Below are 21,747 nucleotides of genomic sequence, written 5' to 3' on the forward strand. Positions count from 1 at the left end.
GGGCTAGTACGCGAACGCCAAAACGTCGTCGTCATCATCGTTGTTGCCGGAATCAGAATGATCACCGTGATTAGCGGTGTCCAGCTCAGGCATCGCCGAAGCGACACCACCGCGGATGTACCGAGTGAGCAACACCAATTCAACGACAAGCAAGACAGCATAAATCGAGGTAAGGGTGATCAACGAGAAGAGAAGTTCACCCGCGGTCACGGTCGGTGAGACTGACGCGGCGGTATACATGAATACTTGGTCTACTCCGCCCATTTGTGGATTCGGTGCCACGGTAAAAGGCTGCCGGCCCATTTCCGTGAATATCCAGCCGGTGGCGTTGGCACCGAATGGTGCAGCAATACCTAGGACCGCCAGTCGTGAAATCCATTTGTTCTCAGGGACCGTACCCTTGCGCGTAATCCATAAGGCCAGTGCGGCTGCTGCCGCGGAGAGGCCACCGAAGGTGATCATGAGACGGAAACCCCAGTAGGTCACCTCCATCACTGGCAGGTAGTCAATTTTCTGCCCCGCGTACGCTCCGAAGGACTCATCGTCCGGGTAGTACTCGCCATATTTCTGCTGGTATTCCGGAATAAGGGTGTTGACCCCTTTTACTTCCGTCGTGAAGTTTCCGTTTGCGAGGAATGAAAGCAGACCAGGTACTTCAAAAACAGCTACTACATCGTCGCAGTCGGTGGCACCGTGTGCGCTGATGTCCCCGAGTGACAAGACGGAGAATCCAGTGCCGTCGTGGCAAGCGGCTTCGGCGGAAGCCATCTTCATGGGTTGCTGTTCAAACATAAGTTTGGCTTGCTCGTGTCCGGTCAGGGCTACGCCTAGGAAAGCTACGACCGCGACACTGGCACCGATCCTCAAGGACTTGATCCACACTTGGTAGTCGGTTTTGTCGCGGTTTTTGCCGCGACTCGTGTCTTCTCCGACGATCACATAACCGTTGGCATCAACGGTATCGATTCCCGCTTTCCGGCGGCGATAAAGGTGGAACCATGAGATTCCCAGCAGGAAACCACCGGCGACGGCAAATGCTCCAAAGAGTGTGTGAGGGAAGGTAATTAGAGCGGTGTTATTGGTGAAGACAGCCCATGCATCGGTCATAACGGCTCGACCGTCAACGATCTTGGTCCCCACCGGGTGCTGCATCCATGAATTGGCAACAAGAATAAAGTAGGCCGAGAGTATGGTCGCCAAGGAAGCGCACCAGATGGTGGCCAAATGGACCAGTTTGGGCAGTTTCTTCCAGCCGAAGATCCATAATCCGAGGAACGTTGATTCAACGAAGAACGCGAGTAGCGCTTCCATGGCCAGTGGTGCTCCGAAGACATCGCCGACATAACGGCTATATTCGCTCCAAGCCATTCCAAACTGGAATTCTTGAACGATGCCTGTGGCCACGCCCATGATGAAGTTAATCAGGAAGAGCTTTCCCCAGAACTTCGTCATACGCAACCAGTGTTCGTTACCGGTGCGGTGCCAGATGGTTTGTAGTACTGCGACGGTCAGCCCAAGGCCGATGGTCAGCGGCACCATGAGAAAGTGGTAGACCGTGGTTATGCCGAATTGCCAGCGGGCAATTTCCAATGCATCCATTGATTCCTCAATTTATCGCTTTGTAGGAGCTTCCGAGACTTTTCTACGTATCGTAGAAGTGCCTTTACGTATCACCATAGACGATTTCGACAGCTTGTAGAAGTCGAGCTTATCGAGATCCCTCACACAGTAACGACTCGCAGGCTTTCACTTGTCGCGATATTGTCACTCGCCCCAGGGCCACTGGTCTTGGAGCCGCAACTCATGATCCGCCTCCGCGACTCGCTACACTTTTACGCCGTGTAGAAATCTGGTCCAAATGTCGCTACAATTAGTGTTTCAAGCTGTACGTTCGGGCAAAATCCGGAAGAGTGCAGCGAAAGAACTAAAAGCAAGTGAGGTAAGAGCTAGTGGCCAGCCTTGGCGATCTGGAACGTTCCGTCATGGATCTTCTGTGGGACTCCGCAGAACCACTCACCGCGAACGACCTTCGCGATGATCTCGCAGCACTTGGCACCGATGCGAAAGAACTCGCAGTAACTACGGTGCTCACAGTGCTTGCCCGCCTTGAAAAGAAAGGTCTCGTGGAACGCGAACGCTCCACGCGTCCTCATCGTTACGCTGCCTGTTCATCCCGTGAGGATCACACCGTTGGCCTGCTCAATGAAGCCCTCGGTTCCGCACAGGATCGTGAAGCAGTGTTAGCCCGTTTCATTGGTGGCATAACCGCGGATGAGGCAGCTTCTCTGCGTGCTATCTTGGACTCAGTAAAGTCCGCATAATTTAGACAACTTCGGGGACTGAGTGCTTCTCACCTCATATTTCCTAGCGGCGTTGGCCATCGCATTAGCGTGGCCGACGCCGTTGGCATTATCAAAAGCTAAATGGATTACCCGCGCCCCAGTCCAGGCCGTACTCCTATGGCAGGCCATCGCCTTGGGTGGTGGCCTGTCCATGATCGGATCCATGCTGGTTTGGGGGCTAACGCCTCTTGGCGACAACCTCATTTCTGCCCTGCATGGTGGTTGGCGCCTGCTGATGGGTGACCCCGGGGTGCAGTATCCGGGAGTTGTTCACCTCTTTGCGCTCAGCACAGCGTTCCTCTTTGGGTTCCATCTGGTACTGACACTCATCCGAGCAGCTTGGCGCACTTCAAGGCAGAGGGCTAAGCATCGTCAGCTACTACTTCTGCTGAGCAACCCCTCAGAGACCAGGCCTAACACGCTGGTGATTGATCACGATATGCCAGTAGCTTACTGTGTACCAGGTATTTCAAATTCAGTCACCGTTCTGTCCCGCGGCCTGCTGACTCAACTGACTCCAGAGGAACAGCAAGCGGTCATCACCCACGAGCGTTCTCACTTAGACCAGCGCCATGACTTGCTGATCTTGGCGTTCACAGCATGGAATGAAGCACTACCCTGGTTACCAACATCCAAGTTGGCCCTCGAGGCAGTCCGCCAGCTAATCGAAATGCTCGCCGATGACAGAGCACTGGAACGAGTAAATCGCCAGACGCTCCTCAAAGCCATCGTCACTGTTGCCACCGCCGCTGCCGTTGAGGAAAGCACGAGCGCGAATAACTCGGCCAATGCTCAATTAGTTGGCATGCCTGGCGGCGAAGTTTCCTCCCGCCGGCTTCAGCGTCTACTTTCACCTGAAAACTCGCTAAATCGGCCATCAAGAATTCTGGTACTAACCAGCACAGTATTGCTCTTGGCCTGCCCCACGGGATTATTAATTGCTCCTACCCTACTGTCGTGGAACTAGGATCCCGTTATTTCCAGACAGCAAAAAGTCCTCGGACTAAGCTTTTGCTCAGTCCAAGGACTCTTGCGAAGTTTGTTAGACGTCGATGCGTTCTCGCTCTAAGTCATCGGCACCGTCAATAATGAATTTCTTGCGCGGGGCGACGTCTGAACCCATCAGGAGATCGAATACTTCTTCTGCTGCCTGCGCATGCTCAATTCCGACACGGCGCAACATGCGGTGGCGACGATCCATGGTTGTCTCGGCTAGCTGGTCGGCGTCCATCTCGCCCAAGCCCTTGTACCGTTGGATCGGCTCTTTGTACCGCTTTCCCTCTTTTTCAAGTTTGGCAAGAAGACGATTCATTTCAGCTTCGGAGTAGGTGTACACCACTTCATTCTGTTTGGATCCGGAATTGATAATCTCAATTCGGTGCAGTGGTGGAACTGCTGCGTAAACGCGGCCGTGCTCAATCATTGGCCGCATGTAACGGTAGAACAATGTCAGCAACAACGTACGAATGTGCGCGCCGTCAACGTCAGCATCGGTCATCAGCACGATTTTCCCGTAACGCGCCTGCTCAATGTCGAAGCTTCGTCCGGACCCTGCACCAATCACCTGAATCATCGCCGCGCATTCAGCATTCGAGAGCATGTCTGAAATCGAAGCTTTCTGCACGTTCAGGATCTTGCCACGAATAGGCAGCAGTGCCTGATACTCGCTGGATCTGGCCAATCGAGCAGTACCTAATGCACTGTCGCCCTCCACGATAAACAGTTCGGACTTTTCTACTTCTTTGCTTCGGCAATCCAACAGTTTCGTGGGAAGCGACGAGGACTCCAAGGCAGTCTTACGACGCTGAGTCTCCTTATGCATACGAGCGGAGACACGAGATTTCATCTCGTTGACTACCTTTTCAAGCAAGGTAGATGCTTCCGCCTTTTCTGCTCGCTTATTGGACCCAAGACGATCATTTAGCGCTTTCTCTACCACCTTGGTGACAATCTGACGCACCTGAGGAGTACCGAGAATTTCTTTCGTCTGACCCTCGAATTGCGGTTCCGCCAAACGAACGGTCAAGACTGCAGTCATGCCAGCAAGAACGTCGTCTTTCTCCAGCTTGTCCTTTTGTCCGAACTTGAGTTTTCGAGCGTTCGCTTCAACATTTTTTCGGAAGGACTTGAGCAATGCCTGTTCAAGGCCAGCGCTGTGGGTACCACCCTTTGGAGTCGCAATGATATTTACAAAGCTTCGCACGGAGGTGTCGTAGCCAATCCCCCATCGCAGGGCCACATCGACTTCACAAATTCGTTGTACGTCTTCCATGTGGCTGCGTCCCTTGTCGTCAATGACCGGAACCTTTTCATGGAATGAGCCACTACCTTGGAAACGCCATATGTCCGTGACCGGCGAATCAGTGCTCAGGTAGTCCACAAATTCGCTGATGCCACCATCATGTTGGAAGATCTCTTCGTGTGGCCCTTCGGCACCTGGAGTACCCGCCAGCCCGCGTTCATCACGAAGAGTGATACGAAGGCCCGGCACCAGAAAGGAAGTCTGACGGGCGCGATCTTGCAGATCCTGATACGAGAACTTCGCATCCGGGGTGAAGATATGGTTATCCGCCCAGTACCGGATTCGGGTTCCGGTGACACCACGTTTTGCCTTACCAATTATCTCTGGTGCCGTAGCTGTTTCATGCGGTGTAAATGTAGCTTCCGCCTTCTTGCGACCTCTATCCGCAAACTTCCCTGGTTCGCCACGTCGGAACTGCAATCCGTAGGTTTTGCCTCCGCGGTCAACTTCCACGTCTAAACGAGCAGACAGCGCGTTGACCACCGAAGCACCCACACCGTGCAGACCACCGGAAGCGCTGTAGGAGCCACCACCGAATTTGCCGCCGGCGTGAAGCTTGGTGAAGACCACTTCCAGTCCACTCAAACCAGTTTTAGGTTCAATATCAACCGGAATGCCTCGGCCATCATCATGTACTTCGACAGATCCGTCAGCGTGCAAGATGACGTTAATTGCCTGGCCAAAACCGCCTAACGCCTCGTCAACAGAGTTGTCGATAATCTCCCAAAGGCAGTGCATAAGGCCGCGGGAATCAGTGGAACCGATATACATGCCCGGGCGTTTACGTACCGCCTCCAGGCCTTCCAAAACGGAGAGATGTCGCGCGCTGTAATTGTCGGATGAAGCCACTGGGCCTTAGTCTCCTACCTACATTTGAAAGAACGTCTTGCGTTCTATTCTAATCGTTAATGTGTTCGAATACCTGACAATTTCCACCGATAAGCTCTGCCGATAAGTGTTATGACCTTATCCACATCGACTACGCGGTGAGCGAAAGACACCCGTTTTAGGGATAAAGTCGAAGCCCAAACTGGTTCTATAGAGTAACCATCAACTTTAGGAGGCTGGCAATGACTACTACGACCGCTAGTCGTGAACTGAACGCCCTCGACCGGTGCGACCGCTGTGGCGCACAGGCCTACGTGCGAGCCGTGCTGGCTTCAACCGGCGGTGAGTTGCTGTTCTGCGCTCATCACGCCCGCGATGTAGAACCAAAACTACGCCCACAGTCCTCTGTTTGGCAGGACGAATCTTCGCGACTTTACGAAAAGCCAAAGGTAGACGCCAACGACTAGTCTCGTTTCGTCCAACTATAAATTGGTGGCCCACATTTGTGGGTCACCAATTTTTTGGATATAAAACAATCGGGCCAGCCAAAACATAACTGTTTTGGCTGGCCCGATTGGTTTGATTCTTAGTCTAGGTAGTCACGCAAGACTTGCGAGCGCGATGGGTGACGCAGCTTAGACATCGTCTTAGATTCGATCTGACGGATACGCTCACGCGTCACTCCGTAGACCTTACCGATCTCGTCTAGTGTCTTCGGCTGACCATCAGTCAGTCCGAAGCGCATGGCTACAACACCAGCTTCACGCTCAGAGAGTGTGTCGAGAACGGAGTGAAGCTGTTCCTGAAGCAAGGTGAACGATACGGCGTCGGCCGGAACGACTGCTTCAGAGTCTTCAATCAGATCACCGAATTCCGAATCGCCATCTTCGCCCAGTGGCGTGTGCAAGGAAATCGGTTCGCGGCCGTACTTCTGAACCTCGACAACCTTTTCAGGAGTCATGTCCAGTTCCTTAGCCAGCTCTTCTGGAGTTGGTTCACGACCGAGATCCTGCAACATCTGGCGCTGCACTCGAGCCAACTTGTTAATGACTTCAACCATGTGTACCGGAATACGGATGGTACGAGCCTGGTCAGCCATAGCACGAGTAATAGCCTGACGGATCCACCACGTCGCGTACGTGGAGAACTTGAAGCCCTTGGTGTAGTCGAACTTTTCAACAGCTCGGATCAGTCCCAAGTTACCTTCCTGGATCAAGTCCAAGAAGAGCATGCCACGACCGGTGTAACGCTTAGCCAGCGAAACGACCAAGCGAAGGTTAGCCTCCAGCAAGTGGTTCTTAGCGATCTTGCCGTCGTGAATAATCTGCTCGTAGTCCCAGCGCAAGCGCTGATCCATCGAGCCGTCGTCCTTCTCAAGCTTATCTGTAGCAAACAGACCTGCTTCAATGCGCAGGGCCAGATCGACTTCCTGCTCAGCATTCAGCAGCGCGACCTTACCGATCTGCTTCAGGTAATCCTTAACCGGATCAGCAGTTGCACCGGCAACCATAACCTGCTGCTGAGGAGCGTCATCGTCACCGCTGGAGAGGGTGAAGCCCTTCGAGTTGTCGTCAGACTTCGCGTCGGTGCTTTCTTCAGCATCGTCGTCGCCTTCTGCGACAGCTGGGGTTGATTCGTCCTGTTCTGCAGTATCTGCAGCTACCTTTTTGGTCCGAGGCTTAGCCTTGGTTGCACGCTTCTTCGCCGCAGGAGTTTCTGCTGATTCTTCTGCCTCGATGACCTCGGCTTCAGTTGCTTGACGATTAGCGTTCGTCTCAGAAGATGACACGAATAACCTTTCTAACGATGCGTTCCGGATGCACCTGCCGGTAACACCACTATGACCCTGTCAAGTCCGAAGACGTTTAATCAGTGACTAAACGCCGGGGCTGGCACATTGGTAACAACGCTTCAAGCCCGCCTTCTGTTCCCAAAATCAGTAGATTTCAGGCCAAGGCAATTCGAACCTAACCGGGTCTGTAGTTTCATTATCCACGAATTACCGCCCATTCACCACTTGAGGCCTTCCGGCGAGCCGGTTTCACGAGAAGTTCGCACGCCAAGCACGAAGCTGGTCCGTCGACCACGAGGGCATGATCCCGTGCGACATGAGTTTCTGCAATAAAACGGCCAACTCATATTTTTCGTTTTCCGCCACAGCTTGACGCAAGAGCACCAGGGACATCGAGCCACGCCCGCGTGCCCACTCAATCCAAGCTAGGATGCATAAAAGTGCTTGGCGGCTATCTCCGTGCGCCACTCCTAGCAGGTCACGAGCTACCTCCCACAATCGATCGACTCGTCGCCAGTCGGGCGCGTACCATCCTCGTCCGAGTAAAAAATCAGTCAGTGGCGCAAGCGCACCCTCTTGAGCTTCAAAGGAAACGCCAAAAATGATATCCAAGGTGTCTTCTAGGCCTTGGCTGGCCAGGTAGGGCACCAAATCGCGAATGAACTTGGTACCCAAAGATCCTAGAAGCACGGCTGCAAGCTCCGGATCCTCATGGAGAGTAACGGCCGAATGGGACTGAGCCATATCAAGGATCCGTTGCCAAGCTTCCAGACACTCCATGACATTGTCGTCTTGGCTAACAACCAGTCGAAGTACTTCTCGAGAATTAGACCATTCGCTAACTCCCGTACCGTCCCATGGTCTTTCCATCGGTGCAGATCCCGCCAGGATCATCGAAAGGTGCGTTTCGTTCGTGTCTAGTGGCGGGACTTCGGTTGCGCAGTCAATTTGCTCTGGATCGTAATCCCACAGCATCGTCCCACGACGGCACCATGCGTGTCGTAGCCTCAGATCCTGCTGACTCAATGCATCTTCTAGAGAATTGACGATCTTTTGATAGGGAGTGCCGACCTCTGCATGTTGTTCTTCTGGCGCATAAATCACCAGAGCGACGTCCTGAATCGTGGGGATTCGCGCGAGCAGTCGAAGTACTTGGTTAGTCCACGTTTTGATGTCTTCACCACGAGAAGTCGGTGGTAGATCAACGCGTAGTGTAGCTTCAAGTCGATCATTATCGATAAGCAGCAATACTGCTGAATTTTGCGGGTGAAACCCGAGAGCATGCGGGACGTAGGCCAGAATGTCTCTGTAGTTGGAGAGCGAGATCGGTCGTCGTTCGGGTGTAGTAGTCATGCACTTACGGTGCATGGATACCAACTAGTTGAGACCTCATCGCTAACCAGTTGTGGAGAAACCTGAGCTGCCAATGACGCTGGTTAGTTCTCAGCGAGGAAGCGGCGTGCCTTGCGTCGTTCGATCAGCATGAAAGTAATGCCTACGCCAGCCATCACAAATTGCACTGACAAAGCGATTCTGAACGAACCGAGGTTGTACAACTCCCCAGTGGAACCGTTGGCTTTGTCGAGCAGATCAAGAATGAACCCGACTACGTAGATGGTCACGAACGCACCGATGAACCCACCGGTGTTCACCAGCCCGGTGGCGGTGCCCAAGATTCGAGGTGGGTTGAAGGTGCGAGCGAAATCAAATCCGATCACCGAAGCAGGTCCACCGGCAGCAACACTGATCATCAATAAGATCAGCAACCATAGCGGTGCGTGTCCTGGCCATAAAAGGACCACGGTCCACAACACCAGCATCAGGCCAATAATGCTCAGCGCATAGTTGGATCGATGCTGTGCATGACGTGCGGTAAGTGTTCCCAAAACCGGGCCAAGGACGACAGCAACAACGACAAATACGGACATCAGGCCAGAGGCCAACGAACTGTTGATCCCTTGGCCTTCGACGAGGAATGGGTACCCCCACGTCATCATGAAGGTATTTGCCATAAATACGGTGGTGAAATGGGTCCAAAAACCTAGCCGAGTTCCGGGTTGTTTGAGAGCTAAGAGAATCCGTGAATCCGTGGAGTGGGGTCCAGCGCTGGCTCCCTGCCAGCTATTTCCGTTTCGTACGAATGCCACCGTGGTGATGAAAGTTGCGAAGGCGAAACCTGACATCACGGAGAACGCCGGCGACCAGCCGGCATTGAGCAACATCATGTGGAACGGGAAGATGCTGATGAGCTGCCCAAGCTGGCCGAAGGTACCCGTAAGCTGCGTCAGCACAGGGATCTTGGCCCCGGAGAACCATAATGGCAATAATTTCAGTACGGATACGAAGACCATCGCGTCGCCCATGCCGACCATTACGCGCCCAATCAAGCCCATTGGTACATTCACGGACATCGCAAGGAATGCTTGCCCCGCCGACATGAGTAGCGCACCACCGGTAATCAAGATTCGCGGCCCGAACTTATCCAGTAGTAAACCGACCGGAACTTGAGCACCTGCGTAAACAACGAGCTGAACTACGGAGAACGTCGCGAGAATCTGCGCGCTTGCATGAAACCGTTCCGTGGCTTCGATACCAGCAACACCAAAGCTAGTGCGTTGCGAAATTGCCGATACGTAAGCAAGAATTGCGAAGCCGAAAACTAACCATGACTTCTTTGAATTCAAATGCGTTTGACTCACTGTTCTTGATCACCTGGTTGGCCCTGGTCATGGCCGTTCCCCAACCAGTCGTCGGTGTTCTCAATGAGTGACAAAAAGTGTTCTGCGCTGGCACCCAATTCCTCAGCGTCTGGCATCTGCTTATCCTCGTCAAGGAGCAAGGAACGAGGTTCATGCTCCTTGACGTGGGCGTCAAAACGCTCTTCAAACCCATCCACCATCTGGCGAACATCCTTATTGCTTTCAAGCTGTTCGGCTAGCTGTTGGTCGACAAGACGTGCCGCTTCGCGAAGATTCTCGGTGGGTAGCGCCAGCTTCAAAGCGGCTCCGACGTATTCGAGTGTCGCAACTGCAACGGCCGGGTATTCGGATTCAGCCAAATAATGTGGTGTGTGAAGTGAGTACCCAACGATGTCTCGTCCTGCCTCGGACAGACGGATTTCGAGCAACGAAGTAATTCCCGCTGGTGATTCGACAGTGGGGCTCCATGTCGAGATATTTTCGATCAGATCTTTGCGGTTACCGTGAGCTGTCACGCCTACAGGTCGCGTATGCGGAACCGGCATAGGAAGCGATGCCGATCCCACAACCAATGAAACGTTAAAAGCGTCAATGAATCCGAGAATGTCGGCGATCACGCGTTCCCATTTAAGGTCAGGTTCTACTCCGGTGAGGAACCAGAATTTTCGATCCATCTCATCGGTCATTAGGTAAATTTCGATACGAGGCGCTTGGTAGCCAGCGAAGTGATCACCGAGAAAAGTTAGCCGGGGCCGCTGGGACGTGTAAGCAACGAGTTCATCAGCGTCAAAGGTCGCGAAGAGCTCAGAATCCAGGCGTCCGAAAAGTTCATTGGAAACCTGCGCTTGGCTTTGCCCGGCATCGCTCATGCTCCTGAGCAAAATGTACATTCCCAGGCCTTGTAAGCCTGAATTATCCAAGTCGTCTGCGACCAACGTCATCAACGATTCCTTGGACATTTTCTCCTCATTCAATGCCCAGTCCGTCGAAGACGAGCGACGGGCAACTTTGGTCGTACTTATGGCGCCATTTTGAGCGCGGTATTTCATACTATCTCTTCTGCGCTTACGCTCGCTGTGAAGTGACGCACGATGAACCATTTCCTCGGATAACCTAAGAGGTATCAAGTGTTTGCCTCCACAGCATGCACTTAGTTGCGCATCACCATTGCGGAACATTTGACCTCAGACCCTACAAAGGCACAGAAGGAATGATTTTGTGATCAACTCAAGTGATCTCACTTTGAGCGCCATCGGCACTGACATCAAGCGCAAGAGCGCAGATACCCTCGTTTTGGGTGTATTGAAGACTGATGGGAAAGCAACCGTCGTTGCCTCGCCTTTCACTTCGGAAACAACTTCTTCGCTAGAGCAGTCGCTGACCGCACTTGGCGCCACCGGCAAGGCAGACGAGGTCACCTTGCTCCCGGGTGTTGAAGGGTCCAAGGTCAAAGTTTTGTTGGTCATTGGTTTGGGTGTCGCAGAGCTAGCAGAACTGACCAACGAACAGCTTCGTCGCGCCGCCGGTTCGGCAGCACGTCAGCTGAGCAATGCCAAGACCGCAATCTTCGCACTGCCTTCCGACTCGGTAGAACGTGTTGCCGCGATCGCTGAAGGTATCGCCCTAGGCAGCTACCGCTATGAGAACCACCGCTCAACTAAGAGCGAGAAGCCTGTACTCGCCGAGGCTCAGATTGTTACTTCCGTTGCCACGTCGAAGGACCTTCCTGCCCTGCTCAAGCGCGCTGCGGTACTCGGACGTGCTGTTCGCGCAACCCGCGACCTGATCAACGCACCGGCTAACGTACTTTATCCTGAGTCATTTGCCACTGCGGTCAAGGATTATTCCAAGTCCCTGCCGCTGAAAGTTACCGTATTGGATGAAAAGCGTCTTGCTAAAGATGGCTTCGGCGGCCTACTCGGCGTTGGTGGAGGTTCAGTTCGCCAGCCGCGTCTTGTCAAGGTCGAGTACTCCCCTGCCAAGGCCACCAAGCACATCGCACTAATCGGCAAGGGAATCACCTTTGACACTGGTGGCACTTCGCTCAAGCCAGCAGCTGGCATGCACGCCATGAAGTCGGACATGTCCGGCGCTGCCGCAGTCTTCCAGACTGTTGCAGCCGTCGCCGAGTTGGGCTTGAACATCAAGGTCACCGCATGGTTGTGCTTGGCAGAAAACATGCCAGGTGGCGCGTCGACTCGTCCAGGTGATGTCCTGACCATGTTCGGTGGGAAGACCGTTGAAGTCCTGAACACCGATGCCGAAGGTCGCTTGGTCATGGCGGACGGTTTGGCTGCAGCTAGCCTGGAGAAGCCAGATGTCATGATCGATATCGCTACACTCACCGGTGCACAGATGCTGGCACTTGGTTTGCGAACCGCCGGCATCATGGGCGAGTCTCAGGTAACCAAAGACCTTGTTGCGGTCTCTGACCAAGTCGGCGAACTCGCTTGGCCAATGCCACTGCCTGAAGAACTTCGTCCAAGCATCGAATCTCAGGTTGCCGATCTCGCCAACATCGGTGAGCGCATGGGCGGAATGATGACGGCTGCTGTCTTCCTTAACGAATTCGTCGGCGAAGTTGATGGCAAGAAGATCCCTTGGGCACACATTGACTTTGCGGGTCCTGCATTTAACGAAGGTAGCGCTTGGGGTTACACCCCTAAGAATGGAACTGGTTCCCAGGTTCGGACGCTGGTCGCCTACGCCGAGCAACTCGCCGCAAATTAAGCACCGTTATGCACTCTGCCTTTTAGGTAGGTGCTGCAGAAGAGCTCTTCCCGGCATCGAGGTTGTTTGCCTACCGATGCCGGGATGAAGTCAAAAATAAGAGACATGCCTGACTTTTACGCCCCCGAAGGTGACTCTTACGGGCAAGCGGTACTAAGGTAAGTTTTGAAACATCACCGTGGATCACTGGTGCGCGCCAACCAGCGTCATGCTGCCAATGATCTGCGACCGATCCCCTGGTCGGCCAAAGCCGGCCTCACTTAGCGAATACGAGGGAGCGTTCACGTGGCCGATTCGGCAGCAACGCAAGAATTTGATGTCCTCATCCTCGGCGGTGGATCCGCTGGATACTCGGCAGCATTGCGCGCCATCCAGCTGGGCTACACCGTCGGCTTGATTGAAAAAGAAAAGCTGGGCGGCACTTGCCTGCACACCGGCTGCATCCCAACCAAGGCTTACCTGCACGCTGCAGAGTTGGCTGAAAACGCTCGCGAAGGTGCCAAGTACGGCATCAACTCCTCGCTCGAGTCGATCGACTTGGGTGGCGTGCGTAAGTACAAGGAAGGCATCGTAGCCGGAAAGTACAAGGGCCTTCAGGGCCTACTCAAGATGAAGAAGGTCAACGTTATCACCGGTAACGGCCGTCTTGTCTCTCAGGATTCCATCGATGTTGATGGCACCGTTTACAAGGGCAAGTACATCATCTTGGCCACCGGCTCCACCTCCAAGACCTTCGGTCTTGAAATTGGTGGCCGCGTTATGACCAGCACCGAAGCACTGAACATGGAAGACATGCCAAAGAGCGCCATCGTGCTCGGTGGCGGCGTCATCGGTGTTGAATTCGCTTCTGTATGGAACTCGTTCGGCGTCGATGTCACCATCGTTGAAGGCTTGCCTTCACTGGTTCCTAACGAAGATCCAGCCATCATCAAGACCTTGGAGCGTGCTTTCAAGAAGCGCGGTATCAAGTTCAACACCGGTGTCTTCTTCGAAAAGGTCGAGCAGGATGCCAACGGCGTTAAGGTTTCGCTGGCAGACGGCAACGTTCTGGAAGCAGACATCGTTCTGGTTGCAGTTGGTCGCGGTCCAGTCACCGAGGGTCTTGGCTTCGAAGAGCAGGGCATCACCATCGATCGCGGCTTCGTGATCACCGACGAGCGCCTGCACACCGGCGTCGGCAACGTTTACGCAATTGGCGACATCGTCCCAGGCGTACAGCTTGCACACCGCGGTTACCAGCATGGTCGTTTCGTGATCGAAGAAATCAACGGCCAGAAGCCAGCGATCATCGAGGACATCAACATCCCGAAGGTCACCTTCTGCGAACCTGAGATTGCATCCGTAGGCTACTCCGAGCCAAAGGCTAAAGAGAAGTTCGGCGCCGACCAGATCGAAACCACCGAGTACAACCTCGCCGGTAACGGTAAGTCCGCCATCTTGGGCACCAGTGGCCTCATCAAGATGGTTCGCGTCAAGAACGGCCCAATCGTTGGCGTTCACGGCATCGGCGGTCGCATCGGTGAGCAGATCGGCGAAGCACAGTTGATTGTTAACTGGGAAGCATACCCAGAAGACATCTCCCCGCTGATCCATGCACACCCAACCCAGAACGAAGCTTTGGGCGAGGCAGCTATGGCTCTGGCCGGCGCTGCACTGCACGGCTAATAGCTTTTGAAACCACTAGGCAGCGCGTTCACTGAACGCGCTGCCTAGTGCACAAAGCTCGGAGGCTCAGCCTCCACCCACAATTCAAGATTTTAAAAACCAAGGAGATACGGGACGATGTCTGAAACCGTAAACCTACCCGCACTGGGTGAAAGCGTTACCGAAGGTACGGTAACTCGCTGGCTGAAGCAGGTTGGCGACCGTGTAGAGGTAGACGAGCCGTTGGTGGAAGTTTCCACTGACAAAGTAGACACTGAAGTTCCTTCGCCAGTTGCCGGCGTTATCGAGGAAATCTTCGTGGCCGAGGACGAGGACGCTGAAGTTGGCGCCCCATTGGTTCGCATTGGCGACGGTTCAGGATCTGGCGAAGCCGCTCCTGCTGCCCCTGCTGCTGAAGAAGCACCAGCCAAGGAAGAAGCACCAGCTGCTCCAGCAACTGAAGAAGCTCCAGCCAAGGAAGAGGCACCTGCTGCCGCTGAATCCACTGGCTCTGCTTCGGGCACCGAGGTTACCCTGCCAGCACTGGGCGAATCGGTCACCGAAGGTACCGTTACCCGTTGGCTGAAGGAAGTTGGCGAAGAAGTAGCCGTCGACGAGCCATTGCTTGAGGTATCCACCGACAAGGTTGACACTGAAGTTCCTTCCCCAGTTGCCGGTACCCTGCTGGAAATCCGCGTTCCTGAAGATGAGACCGCTGAAGTAGGCGCTGTTCTTGCAGTTATCGGTGCCGCTGGCGCTGTTGCACCTGCCAAGGAAGAGGCACCAGCTGCACCCGCCAAGGAAGAGGCTCCTGCTGCTCCTGCAGCTCCAGCCAAGGAAGAAGCACCTGCTGCGCCTGTCGCACCAGCTACTCCAGCAGCTCCAGCAGCTCCAGCCAAGGAAGAAGCACCAGCTGCTCCTGCCGCAGAGTCGAACAACGAGTCGGGCTACGTAACGCCACTGGTTCGCCGTCTTGCTAACCAGCACGATATCGATATCGCTTCGGTCAAGGGCACTGGCGTTGGCGGTCGCATCCGCAAGCAGGACGTGCTTGACGCAGTTTCTGCAAAGGAATCAGCTGCACCAGCAGCTTCGTCAGCTCCAGCAGCTGCACCTGCAGCCAAGGCTGCTGCCCCAGCTGTCGAGGCTTCCTCGCTGCGCGGAACCACCGAGAAGGCTCCACGCATCCGTCAGGTGATCGCCCGTCGTATGCGTGAATCGCTGGACGTTTCGACTCAGCTGACCCAGGTCCACGAGATCGACATGACCCGCATCGTCAAGCTGCGCGGTTCGGCTAAGTCCAGCTTCAAGGCCACCAACGGCGTGAACCTGACTTACCTGCCATTCATCGCCAAGGCTGTTGCCGAAGGCCTGAAGGCTCACCCGAAGCTGAACGCAGAGTACAACGAAGAGACTCAGCAGATCACCTACCACAATGCCGAGCACTTGGCATTTGCTGTCGACACCGACAAGGGCCTACTGGTTCCAGTCGTATCGAACGCTGGGGATCTGAACCTTGCCGGTCTGGCTTCGCGCATCGCTGACGTTGCTGCACGTACCCGCAGCAACAAGATCGGTCCAGATGAGCTGTCGGGCGGCACCTTCTCGATCACCAACATCGGTTCGGTTGGCGCGTTGTTCGATACCCCAATCATCAACCAGCCTCAGGTAGCTATCTTGGGCACCGGTGCAATCGTCAAGCGTCCAATGGTTATCACCGATGCTGATGGCAATGATTCGATTGCAATCCGCCACATGATGTACCTGTGCTTGACCTACGATCACCGTTTGGTTGACGGCGCCGATGCAGGTCGCTTCCTGCAGACCGTCAAGGCTCGCCTTGAGGGTGGCGCATTTGAGGGCGACCTAGGACTCTAAGTCTTAGATCCGGCTTCAAGGCCTAACCATTGATCGTCCCTGCTGAACTATTCAGCAGGGACGATCTTTGTTTTTCTACGATACGTCGAATTTAGATTAGGCTAGGACTATGGAATTCCTTAAAGTCATTTTGGTATTTGTGCACATCCTTGGCGCTGCTGCGATCTTCGGTGGTTGGCTAGCAAACTTCAAGACTCCAACCGTCAACGTATGGCAGTGGTACGGTGCTTTGGCTCAATTGGTTACCGGCCTTGCCTTGGTAGGTATCGCCGAAGCTGGTACCGATCCAGTAAATCATGCAAAGATTGCGGTCAAGGTCATCATCGCGCTCGTCATTGCCGTTGCCGCGTTCATTGGTCGCAAGAAGATCAAGGCCGGCGAAGAGGTATCGACTGGTATCGCTCACGCCGTCGGTGGCATGGCATTCATCAACATTGCCGTAGCCACCCTCTGGGTCTAAACAACGCCCTATCCTTTGGCAGGAATCGGATTCAGTGCACAAACCGCACTGGACTTCGGTTCCTGTCAATGATGTTTAACGGCGAATAACCTTGCCAATTCTCCAATGCTCTTCAATCAACACGAGCTCGATCTCAACCCGTTGAGGACCGGTAGATTTGACTGTGTGCACATGCTTACCTTTGAGATCCTGATACGCATAATCAGATTGCGTTGAAGTCGCTGCAAGCATCACCGTATTGCCCTGGCCTCGAGCAGTCACCGTTACATCCTCCATTCGGGTGCCCAGACCATCAAATATTAGTTTCATTTCCCGCAAGGTAGATATCGTCTCCAGATCACGTTTGAGTTGAGCTGAGCCCGGCGCATAGATAGTTTTCAACTTTTTCTCGTTCATCGCACTCATGGCGTCATCGCGCCTTTTCGTCAGATCCAGAAATGCCGAGGTAACGGTGTCTTGTTGCACGATACAGGCAGGTTCATGGCCCGCATCATCTATTCGGCAGCTTGGCTGGTCGAGAGGGGCTGCTGCTTTAGCGCTGGGGTCAGAGGCTATGGCGGCTCGAAGGTGATTGACACCCACAAGACTGCCGCCGAGCACTGATAACCCTAGAACCAAAGCCGCCGCCACTTTGATTCCACCAGGGGTACGACGTAGTTTGTGCAGATTTGCACTTGCTTCAGACCCAGCCAGCAGCTTGTATCTTGTCCGGTTCTGCTTATGCTGACTACGGTTTCGGCGTTGCCCTCCACTGACGTCAGGGTGAATGGTTTCCATCAAGTGGGTGGCTTCCTCGCTGACGTGCCCTTCCCAATGAATTGGTTCGGCGTCAGCACAGGAAAATAGAGTTCTCGCGAACTGTTCAGCTGTAGGGCGGCAGCCCGGATCTTCGTTCAAAGATTCGATTAGTAGCTCGTGGAGAATCTCCGGAAGCATGGGGAACTTTACGCTGGCCGGAGGCCTGATTAGTTCTGGGTCGGGTGGCTGCCCGGAGAGTAAAAACCACAGGCAAGTAGCCAGAGAATAGACGTCCTGCTCCCCCACCTGACTTTCCAAGGCCCCTGCGCGTGATTCGGGGGCCAAAAATCCCGGTGTGCCTGCGCCGGAGCCTTCTTGCTCCGCAGTAGCTGATTCTTGAAAATCGATTATTTTAGGCATTCCGCTGGCCGTCAGTAGGACATTGGCCGGTGATAGATCGCCATGTCGCGTACCGTTAGAATGCATGACAGACACCGTTTGGGCAACGGGAGCCAAGGCCGTAATACATTCGCCGAGGCTAAAGACGCCCCGATTGTGAACCAGGTCAGCGAGACTCCCTCCCGGGCAATATTCCATGAGTAACCCGTCACCCAATTGTGTCGATAAGGTCCCGTAAAATTCGACGACATATTTCCTCGTCTGAGCTATCGAATTCTGTCTTAACGAGGTGACGTTCTCCATAGTCAAACTCAGTTTTAGCACCATGTAACTCTGGTCACGCTCGCGACGAAGCAACCATACTTTGCATGGTGACTTGGCACTTAAGGGCTTGACAGTGACATACCCCGGACTAATCGGCCACGATAGGACATTCGTTGATTCATTCATGACTCAGTTGTAGTCCAAAAATAGGAAACACAATCTGGTTATCCACAGTTAATGGTTCCCAACTCGGATTAGCGACAGCAAGGACATCAGCGTAGGGTAACCATCATGGCGATCGAATTCGAACGAGTCGGACTAGGCTCAAAATTTGTGCCCTATATGGAAGCCTGGGACTACCAAATCCAGTTGCACGAAGCGGTACTCGAGGACATAGAGTCCCCACGAGTTTTGTTCCTTGAACACGAAGCGGTTTACACGGCGGGCAAGAGGACCGAACCAGAGGATCTTCCCTTAGACGGCACTCCGGTTGTGGACGTGGACCGCGGAGGTAAGCTCACCTGGCACGGACCAGGTCAGTTGGTTGGCTATCCCATTGTTAAGCTTCGCAAAAAGAGCGCGATTCGCCTCTACGTCGAAACTATCGAGGAAGCACTGATCAATGTCGTCAGTGAACTAGGTATCCCTACCGCTCAAATCAAGGGTCGTTCCGGAGTTTGGGTTCCAGGTAAAGATGGCGAGCAGGACCGAAAGATAGCTGCAATTGGCCTTCGCATCAGTCAAGGCGTCACGATGCATGGATTTGCACTGAACTGCTCCAATGAGCTCACCAGTTACGATCAAATCATTCCGTGCGGAATCACCGATGCCGGCGTCACCACAATTTCCGCCGAGCTGGGACGAACTGTAACCCCCGAAGACATCGTCGATCGCGTGCAGATCGAACTCGAACGACTTCTTACCCCTCAAGTCGTCTAGACAATCATTCCCTCCGAAAGAAAGAGCCGATAATGAGCGTCGCACCAGAAGGCCGCCGAATGCTTCGCGTTGAAAAGCGCAACGCAGCAGTGCCCGTGGAACGAAAGCCCGAGTGGATCAAAGCCAAGCTGAACATTGGTCCTGAATACGTTGGTTTGAAGAACCTCGTGCAGTCCGAAGGGCTGCACACAGTCTGCGAAGAAGCAGGCTGCCCGAATATCTTTGAGTGCTGGGAAGACCGAGAAGCGTCATTCCTTATCGGCGGGTCCGAATGTACTCGACGCTGTGACTTCTGCCAGATCGCTACCGGTAAACCTTCACCAATTGATCGTTCGGAACCTTTTAAGGTCGCTTTGAGCGTGAAGAAGATGGACCTGCGTTACGCAACAGTCACTGGTGTTGCCCGCGATGATCTTGAAGACGAAGGCGTCTGGCTCTATGCAGAAACCGTCCGTCAGATTCACAAAATGAACCCCACCACCGGTGTTGAGTTGCTGATTCCTGATTTCTCCGGAAAGCCAGAGAATCTGGACGCCATTTGCGATTCCGCTCCTGAAGTTTACGCGCACAACGTAGAAACTGTTCCGCGCATTTTCAAGCGCATTCGTCCGGCTTTCCGCTACGACCGTTCAATGGACGTAATTTCTCACGGCCGTAATCGTGGCCTGATCACAAAGTCGAACCTAATCCTAGGTATGGGAGAGACTCGTGAAGAGATCTCTGAGGCAATGCGCGACTTGCATGAGGCAGGTTGCGATTTGCTGACGCTGACTCAGTACCTGCGCCCTACCGACCTTCACCTGCCGGTAGATCGCTGGGTTACTCCTCAGGAATTCATTGAACTGCAGCAAGAAGCTGAGGAAATTGGTTTTGCTGGCGTCATGTCCGGGCCGCTGGTACGTTCTTCGTACCGTGCCGGACGGCTTTGGGCAGGTGCCATGCGCAAGAAGGGACGCGAGATTCCAGAAGAACTCTCGCACATCGAATCTTCGGGCAACACCCGACAGGAAGCAGCTTCCCTGATCAAGTAATAATCTGTAGGTCGTTTTCGTCCTAGGCCCCGTAGTCAGCTGGTTCAGTTTTGAACTGTTGGTACGGGGCCTTTGGCATAAGAACTTTTCGTCACATGCAGAAGATTTTCTTCCTGCCACGCGCTTGGCTTAGAACTCTGATCAATATCGCGTAGAATTAAGGCACTATGGCCAAAAACTCCGACAACGAAGCAGCTGCTCAATCAAAGCGCGGCCTGTTTTCGCGTAAACCAAAAGCTGAGAAACAGAACAAAGAACCGGGCCGATTGAAGCAAATCGGACAAGTCTTCCAGATGACCCGCCGTAATGACCCTATGGTTGTTTGGTGGATGGCTCTGGCTGCCTTGGCTGTAATTGCCGTCTGTTTGGTCATCGGTATCTTGATCAACAACTGGATCACCATGTTGATCATTGCTATTCCGCTAGCACTTCTTGCGGCAATGTTCATCATGTCACGCCGTGCTGAAAGAGCCGCCTTCTCTCAGTTGGAAGGTCGTCCCGGTGCCGCCGGCGCTGCCATGAGCGTGTTGCGTCGTGGCTGGATCCTGAAGCAGGAGCCAGTAGCTTACAACCGCCACCAGGATTTGGTTTTCCTCGCTGTCGGACGTCCAGGCGTTGTTCTTGTTTCTGAAGGTCCAAAGAACCGTGTTCGCGAAATTGTGGGCTCTGAGCGCAAGCGAATTGCTCGAGTACTGCCTAACGTTCCAATCCACGTTATCAACGCTGGACAGGACGAGGACCAAACTAGCTTGGTCAATGTTGCCAAGGAAATGAAGAAGTTGCCTAAGGCCATTACCAAGCTTGAGGTTAGCGCAATCGATAAGCGTCTGAGCACGTTGACTGCCAATCGCCTGCCAATTCCTAAGGGTGTCGATCCAAACCGCGCTAGGCCAAACCGCCGCGCAACCCGTGGTCGCTAAGAACTAGATAAAGAAGAAGCCGCAACAGGATTTTCCTGTTGCGGCTTCTTCTTTATCTTTGATTTCTGCGCTATCGAATATTGACCAGAATGCTCTTGGGTAGCCGATCATGAAGACCGCGCTGATCCTTGTCCGTAATGAACACGGGAATAGCCAAGCACAGCAGTACAGATCGAATAAGTCCCTGCAATGGCTTGAGCGCTGTTCCATCCATTGATTGCACCTGCAGTCCAAAGGTTCTGTGGCCAATCGTGTGACCCGTAAACCCGACACCAACAATTTGTCCGACGCAGAATAGTAGCAACGTCGCTATGTCGGCGAGGTCAAAGAGCAACCAACTGACCAACATTGATAAACCCCAGTCGATAAACAGCGCTCCGACTCTTCTAGGGAAGCGTCCGATGGAACCCGGACCTTTTTCGGGACGCCCGAGATCTTGGCCGGGCCACTGCTGGGTACTATGCTGTGGCGGGCCTTCAAGCCACGAACTGAAGTCTTTTCTTTCCACGTTCTCAGTCTATCGAGGGTTTCTGTGCGTTGTTGCACGGCACTTCAGACACCCTAAATAGCAAGCATGGCCTCAAAGACAGTTTGTTACGAATCGAATCATGCCTAATCAGAGGCACGCGACATCCCGAAGCGTTACCTTTGTAACAGGCCGGAAACAATAGAGACACCATTCAGAAACGGATTATGAGTAAGCTCTATTTGTAAGCAAGAGAACCAGTCGGACCAATCTGTCTGATAGTTCTGTTTACCACAACTCATATCTCACCAGGGA

At 53.7% G+C, this 21,747-nt stretch carries 17 protein-coding genes and 1 pseudogene; 10 read left to right on the forward strand and 8 right to left on the reverse strand.

Annotation, left to right across the window (positions count from 1 at the left end; genetic code table 11):
- Nucleotides 1–3 precede the first annotated feature (3 nt).
- Complete coding sequence (locus FJV47_RS01795; RefSeq protein WP_159609452.1) at nucleotides 4–1,599, reverse strand: cytochrome ubiquinol oxidase subunit I; 1,596 nt, start codon at nucleotides 1,597–1,599, stop codon at nucleotides 4–6.
- Between the two features lie 350 nt (nucleotides 1,600–1,949).
- Here FJV47_RS01795 and FJV47_RS01800 point away from each other — a divergent pair, with 350 nt between their 5' ends.
- Nucleotides 1,950–2,321 (forward strand): BlaI/MecI/CopY family transcriptional regulator, encoded by a 372-nt coding sequence (locus tag FJV47_RS01800; RefSeq protein WP_159609454.1) that lies wholly within the window; start codon nucleotides 1,950–1,952, stop codon nucleotides 2,319–2,321.
- 22 nt (nucleotides 2,322–2,343) lie between these two features.
- Nucleotides 2,344–3,309: a M56 family metallopeptidase gene (locus FJV47_RS01805; protein ID WP_159609456.1), complete on the forward strand. Its 966-nt coding sequence runs from the start codon at nucleotides 2,344–2,346 to the stop codon at nucleotides 3,307–3,309.
- A gap of 75 nt (nucleotides 3,310–3,384) precedes the next feature.
- Here FJV47_RS01805 and FJV47_RS01810 read toward each other — a convergent pair whose 3' ends face one another.
- Nucleotides 3,385–5,493 carry a type IIA DNA topoisomerase subunit B gene (locus FJV47_RS01810; protein ID WP_159609458.1) on the reverse strand — a complete coding sequence of 703 codons (2,109 nt, stop codon included), beginning with the start codon at nucleotides 5,491–5,493 and terminating at the stop codon, nucleotides 3,385–3,387.
- Between the two features lie 221 nt (nucleotides 5,494–5,714).
- Between FJV47_RS01810 and FJV47_RS01815 the strand changes: the two genes are divergently transcribed.
- On the forward strand, nucleotides 5,715–5,939 hold the full coding sequence (locus tag FJV47_RS01815) for a hypothetical protein (protein WP_131088526.1): 225 nt from the start codon (nucleotides 5,715–5,717) through the stop codon (nucleotides 5,937–5,939).
- A 119-nt stretch (nucleotides 5,940–6,058) separates the two neighbouring features.
- Here FJV47_RS01815 and FJV47_RS01820 read toward each other — a convergent pair whose 3' ends face one another.
- From FJV47_RS01820 to FJV47_RS01835, 4 genes are all read right to left on the reverse strand, one after another.
- Complete coding sequence (locus tag FJV47_RS01820; RefSeq protein ID WP_159609460.1) at nucleotides 6,059–7,261, reverse strand: RNA polymerase sigma factor; 1,203 nt, start codon at nucleotides 7,259–7,261, stop codon at nucleotides 6,059–6,061.
- 252 nt (nucleotides 7,262–7,513) lie between these two features.
- On the reverse strand, nucleotides 7,514–8,617 hold the full coding sequence (locus FJV47_RS01825; protein ID WP_159609462.1) for a DUF4192 domain-containing protein: 1,104 nt from the start codon (nucleotides 8,615–8,617) through the stop codon (nucleotides 7,514–7,516).
- A gap of 83 nt (nucleotides 8,618–8,700) precedes the next feature.
- Nucleotides 8,701–9,963, reverse strand: coding sequence for a nitrate/nitrite transporter (locus tag FJV47_RS01830; protein WP_159609464.1), 1,263 nt, complete (start codon nucleotides 9,961–9,963; stop codon nucleotides 8,701–8,703).
- Complete coding sequence (locus FJV47_RS01835; protein ID WP_235026299.1) at nucleotides 9,960–11,012, reverse strand: proteasome assembly chaperone family protein; 1,053 nt, start codon at nucleotides 11,010–11,012, stop codon at nucleotides 9,960–9,962. The genes FJV47_RS01830 and FJV47_RS01835 overlap by 4 nt, the downstream gene beginning before the upstream one ends.
- Before the next feature lie 169 nt (nucleotides 11,013–11,181).
- Between FJV47_RS01835 and FJV47_RS01840 the strand changes: the two genes are divergently transcribed.
- The 4 genes from FJV47_RS01840 (at nucleotide 11,182) to FJV47_RS01855 (ending at nucleotide 16,675) form a co-directional block, all read left to right on the forward strand.
- Nucleotides 11,182–12,693 carry a leucyl aminopeptidase gene (locus FJV47_RS01840; RefSeq protein ID WP_159609466.1) on the forward strand — a complete coding sequence of 504 codons (1,512 nt, stop codon included), beginning with the start codon at nucleotides 11,182–11,184 and terminating at the stop codon, nucleotides 12,691–12,693.
- Nucleotides 12,694–12,978: 285 nt separating this feature from the next.
- Nucleotides 12,979–14,358 carry a dihydrolipoyl dehydrogenase gene (lpdA, locus tag FJV47_RS01845; RefSeq protein WP_159609468.1) on the forward strand — a complete coding sequence of 460 codons (1,380 nt, stop codon included), beginning with the start codon at nucleotides 12,979–12,981 and terminating at the stop codon, nucleotides 14,356–14,358.
- A 117-nt stretch (nucleotides 14,359–14,475) separates the two neighbouring features.
- Nucleotides 14,476–16,215, forward strand: coding sequence for a 2-oxoglutarate dehydrogenase, E2 component, dihydrolipoamide succinyltransferase (sucB, locus tag FJV47_RS01850; RefSeq protein ID WP_159609470.1), 1,740 nt, complete (start codon nucleotides 14,476–14,478; stop codon nucleotides 16,213–16,215).
- Nucleotides 16,216–16,324: 109 nt separating this feature from the next.
- Nucleotides 16,325–16,675, forward strand: coding sequence for a hypothetical protein (locus FJV47_RS01855; RefSeq protein WP_159609472.1), 351 nt, complete (start codon nucleotides 16,325–16,327; stop codon nucleotides 16,673–16,675).
- A 75-nt stretch (nucleotides 16,676–16,750) separates the two neighbouring features.
- On the opposite strand, the gene FJV47_RS01860 is transcribed toward FJV47_RS01855, so the two are convergent.
- Nucleotides 16,751–18,115: a protein kinase gene (locus FJV47_RS01860; RefSeq protein WP_159609474.1), complete on the reverse strand. Its 1,365-nt coding sequence runs from the start codon at nucleotides 18,113–18,115 to the stop codon at nucleotides 16,751–16,753.
- 240 nt (nucleotides 18,116–18,355) lie between these two features.
- Here FJV47_RS01860 and lipB point away from each other — a divergent pair.
- The 3 genes and pseudogenes from lipB to FJV47_RS01875 form a co-directional block, all read left to right on the forward strand.
- Nucleotides 18,356–19,015: pseudogene (gene lipB, locus FJV47_RS01865) on the forward strand (lipoyl(octanoyl) transferase LipB); the annotation flags it as partial.
- Between the two features lie 32 nt (nucleotides 19,016–19,047).
- Nucleotides 19,048–20,046, forward strand: coding sequence for a lipoyl synthase (gene lipA / locus FJV47_RS01870; protein WP_159609478.1), 999 nt, complete (start codon nucleotides 19,048–19,050; stop codon nucleotides 20,044–20,046).
- A 167-nt stretch (nucleotides 20,047–20,213) separates the two neighbouring features.
- Nucleotides 20,214–20,966, forward strand: a complete 753-nt coding sequence (locus tag FJV47_RS01875) for a DUF4191 domain-containing protein (protein WP_159609480.1) — start codon at nucleotides 20,214–20,216, stop codon at nucleotides 20,964–20,966.
- Nucleotides 20,967–21,036: 70 nt separating this feature from the next.
- Here the strand turns inward: FJV47_RS01875 and FJV47_RS01880 are convergent, their stop codons facing one another.
- Nucleotides 21,037–21,474, reverse strand: a complete 438-nt coding sequence (locus tag FJV47_RS01880; RefSeq protein ID WP_159609482.1) for an RDD family protein — start codon at nucleotides 21,472–21,474, stop codon at nucleotides 21,037–21,039.
- Between the last annotated feature and the right edge of the window lie 273 nt (nucleotides 21,475–21,747).

This window comes from Glutamicibacter sp. JC586 (genome assembly GCF_009805585.1).
GTDB lineage: Bacteria > Actinomycetota > Actinomycetes > Actinomycetales > Micrococcaceae > Glutamicibacter.